This window comes from Streptomyces sp. NPDC030165, assembly GCF_055573595.1.
On the sequence record NZ_JBVIBD010000002.1, the window covers coordinates 452,740 to 469,178 of the forward strand.

General features: G+C 72.5%; 13 protein-coding genes. 9 read left to right on the forward strand and 4 right to left on the reverse strand.

Going from position 1 to position 16,439, the window contains the following annotated elements:
- Window positions 1-10 precede the first annotated feature (10 nt).
- Window positions 11-784 (forward strand): SDR family NAD(P)-dependent oxidoreductase, encoded by a 774-nt coding sequence (locus tag ACZ4Z1_RS05245; protein WP_468485218.1) that lies wholly within the window; start codon window positions 11-13, stop codon window positions 782-784.
- A gap of 59 nt (window positions 785-843) precedes the next feature.
- On the opposite strand, the gene ACZ4Z1_RS05250 is transcribed toward ACZ4Z1_RS05245, so the two are convergent.
- Both ACZ4Z1_RS05250 and ACZ4Z1_RS05255 read right to left on the reverse strand, forming a co-directional pair.
- A complete protein-coding gene (locus ACZ4Z1_RS05250) occupies window positions 844-2,430 on the reverse strand; it encodes a right-handed parallel beta-helix repeat-containing protein (RefSeq protein ID WP_468485219.1) in 1,587 nt (528 codons plus the stop codon).
- A gap of 14 nt (window positions 2,431-2,444) precedes the next feature.
- Entirely contained in the window at window positions 2,445-4,430 is a 1,986-nt protein-coding gene (locus tag ACZ4Z1_RS05255) for a DUF2264 domain-containing protein (RefSeq protein WP_468485220.1), read from the reverse strand.
- A gap of 196 nt (window positions 4,431-4,626) precedes the next feature.
- On the opposite strand from ACZ4Z1_RS05255, the gene ACZ4Z1_RS05260 reads away from it, so the two are divergent.
- The 5 genes from ACZ4Z1_RS05260 to ACZ4Z1_RS05280 all read left to right on the forward strand — a co-directional run bounded on the left by ACZ4Z1_RS05260 (window position 4,627) and on the right by ACZ4Z1_RS05280 (window position 10,316).
- Window positions 4,627-5,889, forward strand: a complete 1,263-nt coding sequence (locus ACZ4Z1_RS05260; RefSeq protein ID WP_468485221.1) for a LacI family DNA-binding transcriptional regulator — start codon at window positions 4,627-4,629, stop codon at window positions 5,887-5,889.
- 153 nt (window positions 5,890-6,042) lie between these two features.
- On the forward strand, window positions 6,043-7,365 hold the full coding sequence (locus ACZ4Z1_RS05265) for an ABC transporter substrate-binding protein (protein ID WP_468485222.1): 1,323 nt from the start codon (window positions 6,043-6,045) through the stop codon (window positions 7,363-7,365).
- A complete protein-coding gene (locus ACZ4Z1_RS05270; RefSeq protein WP_468485223.1) occupies window positions 7,362-8,303 on the forward strand; it encodes a carbohydrate ABC transporter permease in 942 nt (313 codons plus the stop codon). The genes ACZ4Z1_RS05265 and ACZ4Z1_RS05270 overlap by 4 nt, the downstream gene beginning before the upstream one ends.
- On the forward strand, window positions 8,303-9,238 hold the full coding sequence (locus ACZ4Z1_RS05275) for a carbohydrate ABC transporter permease (RefSeq protein WP_468485224.1): 936 nt from the start codon (window positions 8,303-8,305) through the stop codon (window positions 9,236-9,238). The genes ACZ4Z1_RS05270 and ACZ4Z1_RS05275 overlap by 1 nt, the downstream gene beginning before the upstream one ends.
- A gap of 28 nt (window positions 9,239-9,266) precedes the next feature.
- Window positions 9,267-10,316, forward strand: a complete 1,050-nt coding sequence (locus ACZ4Z1_RS05280; RefSeq protein WP_468485225.1) for a hydroxyacid dehydrogenase — start codon at window positions 9,267-9,269, stop codon at window positions 10,314-10,316.
- A 114-nt stretch (window positions 10,317-10,430) separates the two neighbouring features.
- Here ACZ4Z1_RS05280 and groL read toward each other — a convergent pair whose 3' ends face one another.
- Window positions 10,431-12,053, reverse strand: coding sequence for a chaperonin GroEL (groL, locus tag ACZ4Z1_RS05285; RefSeq protein WP_468485226.1), 1,623 nt, complete (start codon window positions 12,051-12,053; stop codon window positions 10,431-10,433).
- Between the two features lie 103 nt (window positions 12,054-12,156).
- Window positions 12,157-12,465 carry a co-chaperone GroES gene (groES, locus tag ACZ4Z1_RS05290; RefSeq protein ID WP_010986397.1) on the reverse strand — a complete coding sequence of 103 codons (309 nt, stop codon included), beginning with the start codon at window positions 12,463-12,465 and terminating at the stop codon, window positions 12,157-12,159.
- A gap of 440 nt (window positions 12,466-12,905) precedes the next feature.
- Between groES and ACZ4Z1_RS05295 the strand changes: the two genes are divergently transcribed.
- The 3 genes from ACZ4Z1_RS05295 to ACZ4Z1_RS05305 are packed head-to-tail and all read left to right on the forward strand — an operon-like array spanning window position 12,906 to window position 16,432.
- A complete protein-coding gene (locus ACZ4Z1_RS05295) occupies window positions 12,906-13,586 on the forward strand; it encodes a response regulator transcription factor (RefSeq protein ID WP_468485227.1) in 681 nt (226 codons plus the stop codon).
- Window positions 13,576-15,069 carry a sensor histidine kinase gene (locus ACZ4Z1_RS05300; protein WP_468485228.1) on the forward strand — a complete coding sequence of 498 codons (1,494 nt, stop codon included), beginning with the start codon at window positions 13,576-13,578 and terminating at the stop codon, window positions 15,067-15,069. The genes ACZ4Z1_RS05295 and ACZ4Z1_RS05300 overlap by 11 nt, the downstream gene beginning before the upstream one ends.
- 55 nt (window positions 15,070-15,124) lie before the next feature.
- Entirely contained in the window at window positions 15,125-16,432 is a 1,308-nt protein-coding gene (locus ACZ4Z1_RS05305) for an LCP family protein (protein WP_468485229.1), read from the forward strand.
- Window positions 16,433-16,439 lie beyond the last annotated feature (7 nt).

Genomic DNA, 16,439 nt, shown 5'->3' on the forward strand with positions numbered 1-16,439 from the left:
GCGTGCCCGTATGACGACTGCATTGATTACGGGAGCGACGGCGGGCATCGGCGCCGCGTTCGCCCGCCGCCTGGCGGGCGACGGCCACAACCTGGTGCTCGTGGCGCGCAACGAGAAGCGGCTGCGTGAGCAGGCCACCGAGCTGCACGACCGGCACGGCGTCGAGGTGTCCGTGCTGGTCGCCGACCTGGCGACGGACGACGGCATCGCGGCGGTCGAGCAGCGGCTCGGCGACCGCACCCACCCGGTGGACCTGCTGGTCAACAACGCGGGCTTCGGCAACAAGGGTGAATTCCTGGACGTGCCGATGGCCGACGAGCTGAAGATGCTCAAGGTGCACTGCGAAGCGGTGCTGCGGCTGACGTCCGAGGCGCTGAAGGGGATGCGCGAGCGGCGCCGCGGCGGGGTCGTCAACGTCGCCTCGGTGGCCGCGTTCGTGCCGCGCGGCACGTACGGGGCGAGCAAGGCGTGGGTCGTGCAGTTCACGCAGGGCGCCGCCCGCGACCTGGCGGGCAGCAACGTACGGCTGATGGCGCTGTGCCCCGGCTTCGTGCGGACCGAGTTCCACGAGCGGGCCGGGATGGGGACGGACAGCATCCCCGACTGGATGTGGCTGGACGCCGACAAGCTGGTGGCCGCGGCGATGAAGGACCTGGCGCGCGGCAAGTCGCTGTCGATCCCGGACCCGCGCTACAAGGCGCTGATGGGCGTGGCGAAGCTGGCGCCGCGCAATCTGCTCGGCGGGATCACGTCGAAGACGGGCCGCAAGTACGGGCCTCAGTGACGCGGTGCGGTACGGGCCGCGGGTGAAGCGTGCGGCCCGTACCGCCGCCGGGGAAGTCGTCAGCGGACGCCGGGGCCCTCGTACGCGCCGATGGTGGGGGCCCCGGCGGGCAGCGGTGTGCCGAAGTAGTCGCGGCCGCCGTTGCCCGTCACGTGCCGTCCGGCGGCGTGGGCCGGGGACCCGGCTGTGAGGCGGAAGTCGTCGCGCAGTCCGGGGTCGGCCGTGGTGCCGCCGGGGTTGGCGGGCAGGTGCGCGGGCGGCAGCCCGTGGAAGACGTTGTGGTCGAAGCGCAGGCCGGGTGTGGGGTTCTTGAGCGCGTAGCCGCCTTGTCCGCGGCTGGCGAAGATGTTGTTGCGGACGGTCAGCCGGTGGTGGGTGGTGGCCGGGGCGGCGGTGTCGTCCTGGACCAGGTAGGCGGGGATGCGGTCCGTGTTGAGGAAACTGTTGTTGTAGATGCGGGTGTCGAGGATGGGGCCCGCGCAGTTCTGAATCAGCCGGGCGCCGTCGTTGCGGCTGATGTTGTAGCGCACGGTTGTGCCCATCGTCTTCGCGCCGCTGTACGGGCACAGCAGCAGGAATCCGCCCTTGTTGTCGTGGCTGTTGTTGTACTGGAACACCGTGTTCCGGGAGGCGCCGTCCGCGTCGAAGGACATGCCGTCGTGGGTGCTGCCGCCGCCGGAGACCTCGTTGTGCTGGATGAGGGTGTCGTCCGTGTTGAACGTCCAGATCCCCGCGTTGGCCGACGGCGAGCGGAGCTGGAAGCCGTCCACCCGGTTGTGCTCGACGACGGCGCCCGCCGTGGTGTCCAGCTTGATGCCGTCGCCCGCCAGCGACCTGAGGGTGTTGTGGTGGACGCGGACGCGGGTGCTCGGGGTCCAGGCGCCGGGGTAGGTGTGCGGGTCCTGCTGGTTGCCGACGAGGGCGCGCCTGGACCAGGTCGACTTGACGTACACGCCCTCCCGGTCGACGTCCTCGATCCGGTTACGGGCGATCTCCAGGCCGTCGTAGCGGCTGGGCCGCGCCGTGCCCTCGACCGCCACGTGGATGCCGCTGGACCCGGTCAGGGTCTTGGCGTCGCCGCCGCGTACGTCGTGCACGTACAGGCCGGTGACCGCGATCCCGCGGGCGGTGCCGTAATCGGTCAGGCGCAGCCGTACGCCGTTGCGTTCGCTGCCCGGGCGGGCCGCATTGACGATCTCCAGGGCGGTGAGCCGTACGTACCGGGTGTCGGCGAGCAGCACGGTGTCGTGGGCGCCGGCGCCGTCCAGCCGGGCGCGGGCGGCGGCGCTTCCGTAATCGGCGATGGTGAAGGGGGCGGTGGCGGAGCCCGCGCCCCTGGGGGCGAGGGTGCCGGTGCAGGTGCTGCCGCGGCGGAACAGCAGGCGGTCGCCGGGGCCGTACGGGCGGGCGTTGGCCTGGGCCAGGGTGGACCAGGGGCGGGCGCGGGAGCCGTCGCCCCCGGCGGGCGCGGCGCAGTCGACGTGGAAGACGTGGCCCGCGGAAGCGGAGGGGTGGTCGGCGGCGTGCGCGCCGGGGGCTGTGACGAGCGTGAGCGCCGTGGCCAGGGCGAGGGCGGTGGAGAGCGCGCGTACGGCGGAGAGCGCGCGTGCGGTGACGTGCGCTCCCCGGCCCGTCTCGGGTCTCATGGTCGCTGCCTCCCTTACGGGGCGGTGGCGGTGTCCTTGCCGGCCGGGTCGTCGAGCGAGTCGGGCGACAGGGTGCTGGTGGTGCCGTCCTCCCAGGTCACGTGGAGGGTGTGGCGGCCGGTGAGCCGGACCTCGGCCAGTTCGTGGACGGGCGCCGGGCCGGGCTCGGCGGTGAGGGAGGCGAGCGAGACGAACAGGGCGCCTCCGGGGGCGTCGTCGGGCACGGTGCCGTCGAGGCAGGCGGTACGGGTGTGGTCCCCGAAGGGCGTACTGCCGGTCGGTACGGTCCTCGGCTGCCCGGCGTCCTCACCGAAACCGTGCACGGCGTGCAGCTGGGCGGTGGGCCCGTCGTCCGTGACGGCCCAGCCGGTCTGCCGTACGGGCGTGCCGGGCGCGGCCCCGGTGACGAGGTGGACGCGTACCTCGGCGCGGCCGTGCGCCAGGGTCGCGGACAGCACCCGTACGCCGGTGAGTTCGGAGCCGTCCGCGCGGCGCGGGATGTGCGCGGAGGCGGCCCAGCCGGGGCCGCTGCCCCGCGGTTCGACCGCGCCGCGGCCGGTGGGCGTGCCGTCCACGAGCAGGGCGAAGTGGTTGTCGGGAAGTTCGGCGGGGGTGGTGTCCGAGCCGGGGTTGGCCGACGTGTCCGGGCTGGTCCCCGCGTCCTCCGCCGCGGACGGGCCCGTACGCGTCGAGTAGGCGAACCGCGCGTAGTTCGGGTCGGCCGGGCCGAAGACCGAGGAGCTGCCGTGGTTGTGCAGCCTGACCAGCCCGTCGGCGGCCGTGGACTGCACGAGCAGGCCGGGCGCGCGCAGCGTGGTGACGGCGTCCGCCGTCTCGGCGGGCAGCGGTTCCTCGCGTGCGGTCCAGGCGGGGTGGCCGTCCGGCAGCAGCAGGCCGAGGAGGCCCTTGGAGGCCCAGTACGGGGAGGCGGGCCCGGAGTAGCCCTGGAGCATGGGCGCGTACGGGCCGTACCAGCCGAGCGGCAGGAGACCCTGGTCCGTCACGGCACCGTGGTCGAGGAAGTGCCGCAACGTGCCGGAGGTGAGGCGGCGGGTGGCGCCGGGGGTGAGCGGGGTGTGGCCGGTGAGCGCGCCGAGCCAGGGGGCGGCGAGGGTCGCGAAGCGGTAGGTGAGCGAGCGGCCGAACGGCATCGGCGCGCCGTTGGCGTCGAACATGCGACGGTAACCGTCGAGGTGGGCGCGCAGCCGCTCGCCGTACGTGTCGAGCAGCACGCGGTCGCCGGAGAGATGGGCGTGCAGGACGGGATAGAAATGCAGCGCCCAGCCGTTGTAGTGGTCGAACGCCTGATTGTCGCCGTCGCTGTACCACCCCTCGCCCCGGTACCAGCCGTCGATGCGCTCCAGCGCGCGGTCGACGGACGCCTGCGCGCGCTCCGTCTCGATGCCCGCGTCGAGGAGGAAACCGCCGACGGTGAGGCCGAACAGCCACCAGTTGTTGTCGATGGGCGGCGGGTCGAGGGCGGGCAGCAGCCAGTCCACGGCCCGGGCGCGGACCTTGTCGTCCAGGGTGTCCCAGAGCCAGGGGCGGGTCAGCCGCAGGCCGAGGGCGACGGAGGCGGATTCGACGATGGCCTGCCGGGTGTCCGGCATGACCGGCCAGGCGTCGGGGTGCGGGCCGCCGAGGCCCGGTTCGGTCACGGGGTGTTCGGTGCCCGCGGCGAGCCCTTCGGCGTACCGGGCCAGGTAGCCGTGCGGGTCCCGGCCGCCGCTGCCGGCCACCCGGAAGGCGGCCGCCAGGAAGGTACGGGCGTACCCTTCGAGGCCGTCCGAGCGCGGCCCCGCCCAACTGGGCCGTGCGCCCGGGAGGTTGATGAGCCCGTTGCGCGGCGACGCGTACGGGACGACCGCTCCCAGGAGGCGGTCGGCCGTGGCTTCCCAGTGCGCGCGGGTCCATCCGGTGTACGGGCTGAGCTCGCGGTCCTCGGGCGGGAGCGGACCGGCCTCCCGGTGGGCGGGCTGCTGGGACGGGGGCACGGTCATGGGCGTTTCCCTCACGGTCGGCGACCCAGGAATCCTCAACTCGCCGCGATCGAACGTCAAGGGGGCCTGATCGAACGACCGGTTACCAGCCGGTTCGATCAGACTGGACTAGGGTGCGTCTTCACCTTGGAGACGGGCCCGGGCCGGCCGCCGTCCCGGCCGCCACCGGTCCACCACACCACGAGGGGCTGCCGCCGTGCGCGAGCGTGCTGTGCAACGTCATGACCGCCTGCTGGCCCTGGTACGGCAACGCGGCTCGGCCCGCGTCACCGACCTGGCCGACCAGCTCGGCGTCTCGCCCGTCACCGTACGGCGCGACGTCGAGGCGCTGACCGGCAAGGGCCTGCTCGACCGGGCGCACGGCGCGGTGTCCTGGCCCCGGCGGCGCGACCGGGCCGCCGACGGCCGCGCGCCCGCCGCCGAGGGACCCGTACTGGGCCTGCTGGCGCCCTCCGCCACGTACTACTTCGCCGATGTGATCCGCGGCGCCCACGAGGCGGCGGCGCGGGCCGGGGCCCGGCTCGTCCTGCGGATATCCGACTACCGGCCCGAGGAGGACCCGGCGCGCGCCGAGGGCCTGCTGTCGGCCGGGGCCGAGGGGCTGCTCGTCGCGCCGGGCTGGCGCGGGCCGGGCGATCCGGCCGAGTACGGCGGCTGGGTCGCCGAACTGCCCGTACCCGTCGTCCTGTTGGAACGCAGCGTGCCACCGGGCAGCCCGCTGGCGGGACTGGACCGGGTGTGCTCGGACCACGGCCACGGGGTGCTCCTCGCACTGCGCCACCTGATCGCACAGGGGCACGCGGCACCGCTGCTGGTGGCCCGCGCCGACAGCCCGACGGCGCTCGCGGTGCGCGAGGGGTACGCGGCGGCGCTGCGGGCCCTCGGCGTGCCGCGGCCGCGGCCGGTGATCGATTCCGTACCGGCCGAGCTGGACCCGCAGGGCTTCGAGCGCGCCGTACGGGAGCTGCGGGCGGCGGTGGCCTCGGGGGAGGCGACGGCCGCGCTGGTGCACAACGACGTGGACGCGATCCAGATGGTGCAGCGGCTGGCCGAACTGGGCGTACGGGTACCCAGCGACCTGGCGCTGGTCGCGTACGACGACGAGGTGGCGGCACTGGCGGACACCCCGCTGACGGCCGTGGCACCGCCCAAGCGCGAGGTGGGCCGGCAAGCGGCGCGGCTGCTGGTGGACCGGCTGCGCGAAGGGGCCGACGGGAGCGGGGCGGCGGACGGGGACGGACTCGCGGCGGCGACGCCGGTGCCGGGCCTGCCGCGCGGCCCCGTCGGCGAACCGGCCCCGCGACGCCACCTCACCCTGCTGCCGGCCCTGCGGGTACGCGCTTCGTGCGGGGCGGGGGGCGGCACGGGGGCCGGCTCCGGCGCCGCCGACGGGGGCACCGGCACCGGCACCGGGAGCGGTGCCGCCTCCGGGGCCGCTCCGGACGGCGACTTCGCCTGACCACCTCCGGACGCCACCCTTCACCTCCCCCATCCTGTTCTTTTTTCGATCAATCAATCTTTCGCTCTTGACTTCGCTCAAGGCCGGCCCAAGGATCGCGGATCGCGGCCATCACCTTCGAGCCGCCCCCTCCTCATGCTCAGGAGCCGCGCCATGAGCCGCAGTTGGAGCAGAACGACGCTCGCGCTAGCCGGCGGCCTCACCGCCCTGACCCTGCTGACGGCCTGCGGCGGGGGCAGTGGCGCCGCCGGGAGCGAAGGCCCCGTGACCCTCACGTACTGGGGCTGGACCAAGGGCACGAAACAAGCCGTGGACGCGTTCAACGCCACCCACCGCGACACGAAGGTACGGTTCGAGGAGATCCCCTCGGGCACCGCGGGCGGGTACGCCAAGATCTCCAACGCGGTCAAGGCGGGCAACGCGCCCGACCTGGTCAGCGTCGAATACCCGACGCTCCCCGAGTTCGTCAGCCAGGGCGCCCTCCAGGACATCACCCCGCACATCACACCCGGCCTGAAGAAGAAACTGCTGCCGCAGGCCGTCCAGCTCACCACCCTCGGCGGCCGCAGCTGGGCCGTCCCCTTCGACGCCGCGCCGCAGGTCTACTACTACCGCAAGGACTTCTTCACCCAGCACAAGATCGACGTACCGCGGACCTGGGACGCCTTCCGCACCGCGGCGGCCGCGGTGAAGAAGGCCGACACGAAGGCGCGCGTCGCCACCTTCTTCCCCGACGACCCGACCACCTTCGAGGCGATGGCCTGGCAGGCCGGCGCCCACTGGTTCACCACCCAGGGCGACTCCTGGAAGCTGAACACCACCGACCCGGCCACCAGGAAAGTCACCGCCTACTGGCAGGGCCTCCTCAAGGACGGCCTCGTCCACACCCACGTCTCCTTCAGTCCCGGCTGGACCAACTCGCTCAAGAGCGGCGGCACCGTCGGCTACCTCGGCGCCTCCTGGGGCGCGGGCGTCCTCAAGGGCACCCTGCCGGACCAGAACGGCAAGTGGGCCGCGGCGCCCGTGCCGAGCTGGGACGGCAGGCCCGCCAGCGGCATGCTCGGCGGATCGACGACAGCCGTCACCAAGAGCAGCCGGCACACCGGAGCCGCGGTGCGGTTCGCGACCTGGATGTCCACCTCCGCCGACGCGGTCAAGGCCCGGGTCGCCTCCGGCGAGTCCAGTGCCTACCCGGCCGCAACGGCGCTGCGCCCGGTAGCCCGGCAGGCGTTCGACACCCGCTACTACGGCGGCCAGGACGTCTACGCGCTCTTCGACGCCGCGGCCGCCTCGGTCGACGGGAAGTGGGGCTGGGGCCCGGCCACCAGCACCACCAACACCACGCTGAAGGACGAGTTCGGCAAGGCGGCGGGCGCGCGCGGCGGCACGGGCTCCCTCGCCGCCGCCGTACGCGCCGGCAGCGACGCGACGGTACGCGAACTGAAGAGGCGCGGCCTGAAGGTCATGGGCCGGTGAACGCCAAGGCGCGTGCCGTCACCGTCCTGCTCACCCCCTTCTTCGTCCTGTTCGCCGTGGTCATGGTCGTCCCGGTCGGGTACGCGGTCTGGCTCAGCCTCTTCACCGAGAAACAGTCCGGCCTCGGCTTCGGCGGCACCCACACGGTCTTCAGCGGACTCGGCAACTACGCGGCGGCGCTCGGCGACCACGCCTTCCGCGACGGCTTCCTCGTCCTCCTCGGCTACTGCGCCCTCTACATCCCCCTCCTCCTGGCCGGCGCGCTGACCCTGGCCCTGCTGCTCGACTCCGCCCTCGCCCGTGCCCGGCGCTTCTTCCAGCTCGCCCTGTTCCTGCCGCACGCCGTGCCCGGCATCATCGCCGCCCTGATCTGGGTCTACCTCTACACGCCCCAGCTCAGCCCGGTCGTGACCGCGATGGAGTCCGGCGGCCTCGGCTTCGACTTCCTGTCCCCCTCCGGAGCGCTGCCCTCGGTCGTCAACATCGCCCTGTGGGAGTGGCTCGGCTACAACATGGTCATCTTCTACGCCGCCCTCCAGGCCGTCGACCGCTCGGTGATCGAGGCCGCGACCGTGGACGGCGCGGGCGCCTGGCGCGTCGCGACCGGCGTCAAGGTCCCCCTCATCCGCTCCTCCCTCGTCATGGTGGCCCTCTTCACCGTCATCGGCTCGCTCCAGCTCTTCACCGAACCGCTGATCCTCAGCCAGGGCTCGGCATCCGCCGTCACCTCCTCCTGGACGCCGAACATGTACGCCTACACCGCCGCCTTCGCCCGCAACGACTACGGCCTGGCAGCCGCCTCGTCCGTCCTGCTCGCCCTCGCCGCCGCACTGCTGTCCTTCGCCGTCACCCGCCTCTCCGGCCGGTCGCCCCGGCCCGGCCGCCGCCTGCCCGGACCGGCCCGTCCCCCGCTCGCCCACCCGAAGGGCAGGACCTGATGGCGCCCCCGCCCCGTACCGCCGTCGCCGGCCCGGCGGCCCCCGCGCCCGTACGCCCGTCCCGCATCCGGTCCGTACGCACCGCCGGCCGCCGCCCGCGCTGCCGCTGGCTCTCCCCCGCCGCCGTCAACGCGGCACTCGGCCTCGCCGTCCTCTACACGCTCTTCCCCCTCGTCTGGCTGGTCACCGCCGCCACCAAGGACGCGGGCGGCCTGCTGGCCGGCGACGCCCTGTCCTTCGAGGGCTTCGACCTGGCCGGCAATCTCTCCCGCCTCGCCGCGGAGGGCGACGGCATCTACTTCCGGTGGTACGCCAACAGCCTGCTCTACGCGGGCGCCGGCGCCGCGCTGTGCGCCCTGGTCTCCGTGGCCGCCGGGTACGCCTTCGACAAGTACGCGTTCCCCGGCAAGGAGCAGCTGTTCGGCGTCGTCCTGCTCGGCGTGCTGGTGCCCACCACAGCGCTGGCCCTCCCCCTCTACCTGCTGGCCAGCAGGACCGGCGTGGTCAACACCTACTGGTCGGTGCTGGTACCCGTACTCGTGAACCCGTTCGGCGTGTACCTGGCCCGGGTCTTCAGCGCCGGCTACATCCCGGACGAGGCGCTCGAAGCGGCCCGTATCGACGGCGCGGGCGAGCTGCGCGTCTTCTGGTCCATCGGCCTGCGTATGGTCGCGCCGGGCCTGGTGACCGTCTTCCTCTTCCAGTTCACCGCGATCTGGAACAACTTCTTCCTCCCCCTCGTGATGCTCTCCGACCAGCGACTCTTCCCCGTGAGCCTCGGCCTGTACGCCTGGAACGGCAACGCCCACGGCGAACCGTCCTTCTACCCCCTCGTCGTCACCGGCTCCCTCCTCGCCGTCCTCCCCCTGATCATCGCCTTCGTGACCCTCCAGCGGCACTGGAAGGCCGGACTCGCCGCCGGAAGCGTCAAGTGACGCCCCGAACCAGGAGCACGCTTCCACCATGCACCACACCACTGACAATCGCCCCGACCAGGCACTTTCCCGCCCCACTCTGCTGCTCGCCATGGAACCCGGCCTCGCGGAACGCCTGCTCACCGACCAGCACCGCACCCGCCTGACAGCCCTCACCCGCACCGATCCCCGCCTGGTCGCCCACGACTTGACCGACCCGCCCCCGGCCGTAGCCACCGCGCTGGCCGACGCCGAGATCCTCCTGACGTCGTGGGGAGCGACCCCGCTGACCACCGCCGTCCTCGCCCGGGCCCCGCGCCTGCGCACCGTCGTCCACGCCGGCGGGTCCGTCAAACCCCACGTCACCGGGGCCTGTTGGAAGCGCGGCATCACCGTCACCTCAGCGGCCGCCGCCAACGCGCAGCCCGTCGCCGAATACACGCTCGCCGCGATCCTCTTCGCCAACAAGCGCGTCCTGCACACCGCGCACCGCTACCGCGCGCTGCGCGCCCCCCACGACTGGCACCAGGAACTGGCAGGCGCCGGCAACCACCGCCGCACCGTGGGCGTGATCGGCGCCTCCCGCATCGGCCGCCGCGTCATCGGCCTCCTGCGCCCCTTCGACCTGACGGTCCTCCTCCACGACCCCTACGTGGACGAGGCCGAAGCCACCCGCCTCGGCGTCACCCCCGCGCCCCTCGACACCCTCTGCGCCGCCTCCGACGTGGTCACCGTCCACGCGCCCCGACTGCCCGCCACCCACCACCTGCTCGACGCCCACCGGCTGGCCCTGATGCCGGACGGTGCCACCCTGATCAACACGGCCCGCGGCACCCTCGTCGACGAGACGGCCCTGCTCCCCGAACTCGTCTCCGGCCGCCTCAACGCCGTACTGGACGTGACCGACCCCGAGACCCCGCCCCCCTCCTCCCCCCTCTACGACCTCCCGAACGTCCTGCTCACCCCGCACATCGCCGGCTCCCTCGGCGGCGAACTCCACCGCATGGCCGACCAGGCCCTGGACGAGATCGAGCGCTACACGAAAGGGCTGCCGTTCGCCGACCCCGTACGCCCGGAAGGCCTCGGCCGCTCGGCCTGAAGCGGAGCCGGAGCGAGCCCCGGCGCGAATACGGCGGACCAGCCGGGCCTCGTCAACGGGACGAGGCCCGGCCCCCTCGAAAGGGGACCGGGCCTCGAACGGCTGTGAGCTGCCTCAGTGGGCGTGGCCGTGGCCGTGACCGGCCTCGGGCTCCTCCTCGGCCGGCTTCTCGACGACCAGGGTCTCGGTCGTGAGCAGCAGCGAGGCGATCGACGCGGCGTTCTCCAGCGCCGAACGGGTGACCTTGACCGGGTCGATGACGCCGGCCTTCACCAGGTCGCCGTACTCGCCGGTCGCGGCGTTGAAGCCCTGGTTCTTGTCCAGCTCCGCCACCTTCGAGGTGATGACGTAGCCCTCCAGGCCCGCGTTCTCGGCGATCCAGCGCAGCGGCTCGACGGCGGCGCGGCGGACCACGGCGACACCGGTGGCCTCGTCGCCCTCCTTGCCGAGGGAGCCCTCCAGCACCTTGGCGGCGTGCACCAGAGCGGAGCCACCACCGGAGACGATGCCCTCCTCGACCGCGGCGCGGGTCGCGGAGATGGCGTCCTCCAGACGGTGCTTCTTCTCCTTCAGCTCGACCTCGGTGGCCGCACCCACGCGGATCACGCAGACGCCGCCGGCCAGCTTCGCCAGACGCTCCTGGAGCTTCTCGCGGTCCCAGTCCGAGTCCGTGGCCTCGATCTCGCCCTTGATCTGGTTGACGCGGCCCTCGACGTCGGCGGAGTTGCCGCCGCCGTCCACGATGGTCGTGTCGTCCTTGGTGACGGTCACGCGGCGGGCGGTGCCCAGCACGTCCAGACCGGCCTGGTCCAGCTTGAGGCCGACCTCCTCGGCGATGACGGTCGCACCGGTCAGCGCGGCCATGTCGCCCAGCATCGCCTTACGGCGGTCACCGAAGCCGGGCGCCTTGACGGCGACGGCGTTGAAGGTACCGCGGATCTTGTTGACGACCAGCGTCGACAGAGCCTCGCCCTCGACGTCCTCGGCGATGATCAGCAGGGGCTTGCTGCCACCCTGCTGGATGACCTTCTCCAGCAGCGGGAGCAGGTCCTGGATCGAGGAGATCTTGCCCTGGTGGATCAGGATGTACGGGTCGTCGAGGACGGCCTCCATACGCTCCTGGTCGGTCACCATGTACGGCGAGAGGTAGCCCTTGTCGAAGGCCATGCCCTCGGTGAAGTCCAGCTCCAGACCGAAGGTGTTGGACTCCTCGACGGTGATGACACCGTCCTTGCCGACCTTGTCCATCGCCTCGGCGATCAGCTCGCCGACCTGCTTGTCCTGCGCGGACAGACCGGCCACGGCGGCGATGTCGGACTTCTCGTCGATCGGACGGGCGGTCGCGAGGAGGTCCTCGGACACAGCCTTGACCGCGGCGTCGATGCCCTTCTTCAGGGCGGCCGGGGAAGCACCCGCGGCGACGTTGCGCAGGCCCTCACGGACCAGCGCCTGCGCCAGCACGGTGGCGGTGGTGGTGCCGTCACCAGCGATGTCGTTGGTCTTGGTCGCCACCTCCTTCACCAGCTGCGCGCCCAGGTTCTCGTACGGGTCGTCGACCTCGACCTCACGGGCGATGGTGACACCGTCGTTGGTGATGGTGGGGGCGCCGAACTTCTTGTCGATGACGACGTTGCGGCCCTTGGGGCCGATCGTCACCTTCACGGTGTCGGCAAGCTTGTTGACGCCGCGCTCAAGGGCGCGACGGGCGTCCTCGTCGAACTTCAGGATCTTCGCCATGAGTTACGTGTCCTTAGTCGTTCTCTCCAACGAACTGCGCCCCGGGAAACCGGTTGTTTAGACGCGGGAACCAGGGGCGCAGATCAAGGCAATCTTCGGTGAATTACTTCTCGACGATCGCGAGCACGTCGCGCGCCGAGAGAACGAGGTACTCCTCGCCGTTGTACTTCACCTCGGTGCCGCCGTACTTGCTGTAGAGCACGACGTCGCCGACGGTCACGTCGAGCGGAAGACGGTTGCCGTCCTCGAAGCGGCCCGGGCCCACGGCCAGGACGACGCCCTCCTGGGGCTTCTCCTTGGCAGTGTCCGGAATGACCAGGCCCGAAGCCGTGGTCTGCTCGGCGTCGAGCGGCTGGACCACGATGCGGTCCTCAAGCGGCTTGATGGCAACCTTGGAGCTGGCGGTCGTCACGATCCGACCTCCCCCTTCGGAGATCTCACGGGGTTAACTGTCTGAGGTGGCGACCAGGTGGATCCGTCGTCGCGGGTGCCGGACCTGCCCGTCGCTGTGTTTGGCACTCCCCGGTGGAGAGTGCCAGAGCCGAGACTATGACGCGGTTAGCACTCGGTCAAGCGGAGTGCCAATGCACCTTGCGGCGCGTCTTTCGGGGGGTGCCGGTCCGTGGGCACCTTGCCCAGGTGGGGAGCTTGGCAATCCTGGGTTGTGCTGTGCGTTGCGCGCCGCGCACGTGGGTTTGCGCTGTCGCGCGGATCGCATTGCTTTGTACTGGGGGGAGATTGCCGATCACCCTGGCGCCCGCTCTCCTGGGGGCGAGGTCATCGATGGCTGCTCCTCGGGGACTCCCCGGCGGCTGGCCTCGGGAATGGGGTGGAACCGTGACAATGGGGGGCATGCGCATATTGGTCGTGGAGGATGAAGAGGGGCTTGCTGACTCCTTGCGGCGGGGGGTGGCTGCTGAGGGGCACTGGGTTGACGTGGCTCGGGACGGGCATCGGGGGCTGGAGCTCGCGTTGAGCGGGTCGTACGACGCGATCGTGCTGGACGTGATGCTGCCGGGGCCCAGCGGGTACGAGATCTGCGGGCGGCTGCGGCGGCAGGACGACTGGACGCCCGTGCTGATGCTGACCGCCAAGGACGGCGAGTACGACGTCGCCGAAGGGCTGGACGCGGGCGCCGATGACTATCTGGCCAAGCCGTTCTCGTTCGTTGTGCTGCTTGCCCGGCTGCGGGCGCTCACCCGGCGCGGCCGCGCCGCCGAGCGGCCACGAACGCTGCAGAGCGGCGATCTCACTCTGGACACTGACGCCCGCCGCTGCCGCCGCGGCGACACCGACATCGAACTGACCGCTCGGGAACTGGCCGTGCTGCGCTGCCTCATGGCGGGTGAGGGCCAGGCGGTCGCCAAGCGGGACATCCTCGACGAGGTCTGGGACGCGCCGGCCGACGTGGACCCCAACATCGTCGAGGTGTACGTCTCCTCGCTCCGCAAGAAGGTGGACGTGCCCTTCGGCCGCCATTCCATCCGTACGGTGCACGGCACGGGCTATCGGATGGCGCCCGATGACGGCTGACCGCCGGCCACCGGCCCGGTTCCGCCCCCGCCCCGCGTCCATGCGCGGCCGCACCGCCGCAGCCGCCGCCCTGGCCATGGGCCTGGTGCTGGCCGTCGGCGGCGGCTGGCTCTACGTGCTGTTGCGCGCCAACCTGCTGGACAACACCACCAGCCGTACCGAAGTGGCCGCCCGCAAGGTCGCCGCGCAGGCGGACAGCGGTGCCCTTCCGGAGGTGCTGTCGTCGCCCGCCGACGGCGTCGACCTGGTGCTGGTCCTGGACGCGGCGGGCGAGGTCGTCGCGACCAGTCTCCGTACCGCCGACCCGCTCGCCGCCGAGCTGCGGGACTTCCGCCCGGCCCCGGGCCAGGACTCCGCCGACCGCGTCATCACCGGCTCCCCCGCCGCCGCGGCGGGGGGTGCGCGCGCGGACGTGGTGGTGGTCCGTGCCACGCCGCCGGCCGGCAGCGGGGAACGGTACGTGTACGCCGTGACCGTGCTCTCGGACGTGGACGACGCGACCCACGCGATCGGCGTGGCCCTGCTCGCCAGCGCCCCGCCGCTGATCGCGCTGGCCGCCGCCATCGCCTGGGCGGTGACCGGGCTGGCGCTGCGCCCGGTGACGGCCATCAGGACGGAGCTGGCAGCCGTCAGCGCGAGCGAGCTGGACCGGCGGGTGCCGGACCCGGCGGGCGGTGACGAGATCGCGCTGATGGCCCGTACGGTCAACGCCACCCTGGACCGGCTGGAACAGGCCGTCACCCGGCAGCGTCAGTTCGTCGCGGACGCGTCGCACGAGCTGCGCAACCCGATCGCGGCGGTGCGGTCCCGGCTGGAGGTGGCGCTCGCGGACGACAGCGAGGGCACTGCCGGCCCCGCCGCCCGCGCGTCTCTGCACGACTCTGTCCGTGCCGCCCTTCGCGACACCGAGCGGTTGCAGCGGATCGCCGCCGACCTGCTCCTCCTCGCCCGTCTCGACGCGCACGCCGCGCGGGCCGCGGAGCCGGCCGACCTGGCGCTGCTGGCGGAGGAGGAGGCCGCGCGCCGGCCCGCACGCGGCGGGCCCCGGCTGGTGGTGGAGGCGGGCGAGCCCGTGCCCGTACGGGGCGATCCGGCGCAGCTGGAGCGTCTGCTGACCAATCTGGTCGACAACGGTCTGCGGTATGCGGCTTCTGAGGTGCGTGTCGTCGCGCGTACCCGGGGGCAGGGAGACGGCGGCGGCGCTCAGGCCGTCCTGGAAGTGACGGATGACGGGCCGGGCATTCCGGAGGGCGACCGGGAGCAGGTATTCGAACGGTTCGCCCGCCTCGACGCGTCGCGTGACCGCGAGACCGGCGGTACGGGGCTGGGCCTGGCCATCGCCCGGGGGATCGCCCGTGCGCACGGCGGGGAGCTGACCGTACGGGGCAGGGAGGACGGCCGGGCCGGCGCCCGCTTCGTGGCTGTTCTGCCCGTAAAGCCCGTGCATGCCGAGCCGTACGGCCGCCGGGCCGGTCGCTTCTGAGCCTCCCTTCAGGACCTTCAGGATTTCTTCAGTGCCGTCCGGCCAGCCTGGTCGGATGAAGCACCGTCGCAGGCTCACCACCACCCCGGACGCAGCCCGTCCGCGAGGGCACCGGCGCCGGGCGCGGCGCGGGCGCGGGTCCCGGCGCCGTGTCGTGCTGCGCAGGCTGGCCCTGTGCGTCGCCGTGCTCGTGCTGTGCACGGCGGGCGCGGGCTGGTACCTCTACCGGGACCTCGCCGCGCGGATCGGCTCGTCGCGGGCGCTCGGCGACGGGGCGCCCAGGTCGTCCGGCGGGGCGACGAACATCCTGCTGATGGGGCTGGACAGCCGTAAGGACCAGGACGGGAACGACCTGCCGGACGATGTGCTGGCGAAGCTGCACGCGGGCGCGTCGTCCGACATCGGCGGCTACAACACCAACACGCTGATCCTGCTGCACGTGCCCAGTGGCGGCGGCCGGGCCACCGCGTTCTCGATTCCGCGCGACGATCTGGTGGAGATACCGGGGCACGGCAAGGACAAGATCAAGAAGGCGTACGGGCTGGCCAAGGCCGAGACGGAGGACCGGCTCGCGCGGCAGGGCGTCACCGGCCACGGCCGGCTGGAGCGCGAGGGCCGGGAGGCGGGCCGCCGGGCACAGATCGAGACGGTACGGAACTTCCTCGGCGTGCCGGTCGACCACTTCGCCGAGGTGAACCTGGTGGGCTTCCTGCACATCGCGGACGCGCTCGGCGGCGTACCGGTGTGCCTGAAGCACGCGGTCGAGGACCGGTACTCGGGGGCCGACTTCCCGGCCGGGCGGCAGACGCTCGACGGGCCGCAGTCGCTGGCCTTCGTACGGCAGCGGCACGGTCTGCCCGGCGGCGACCTGGACCGTACGCGCCGCCAGCAGGCGTTCCTCGCCTCCGCCACGCACCGGCTGAACTCGGCCGGCACCTTCACCGACCCGCTGCGGCTGCTGAAGCTGATGGACGTCGCCAAGCAGGACCTGGTGACCGACGAAGGCTGGGACCTGCTGTCGTTCGTCCAGCAGGCCAAGAACCTTTCGGGCGGGAATGTACGATTCAGCACGCTGCCCGTGGAGGGGTTCGCCAAGCATCGCGGTGAGGACGTGAACCGGGTGGATCCGGACAAGATACGGCGGCTGGTCGCCCGTGAAATCGGACCCGGCGCCGGCGGCTCCGCCGCCCCGACCAGCACCGACATCCCCGGCGACGGCCCGGCCGCCCCTCGCTCGCCTGTGGGAACCCTGCAACCGCCGCCCTCGTCTTCTCCATCGACGGTGGAGTCCGGTTCCGGGACGGGTGGTTCCGGGCAGACGGCTCCCATGATTGATGGCGGAGGCATCCCGTGCGTGGACTGACGAGCTC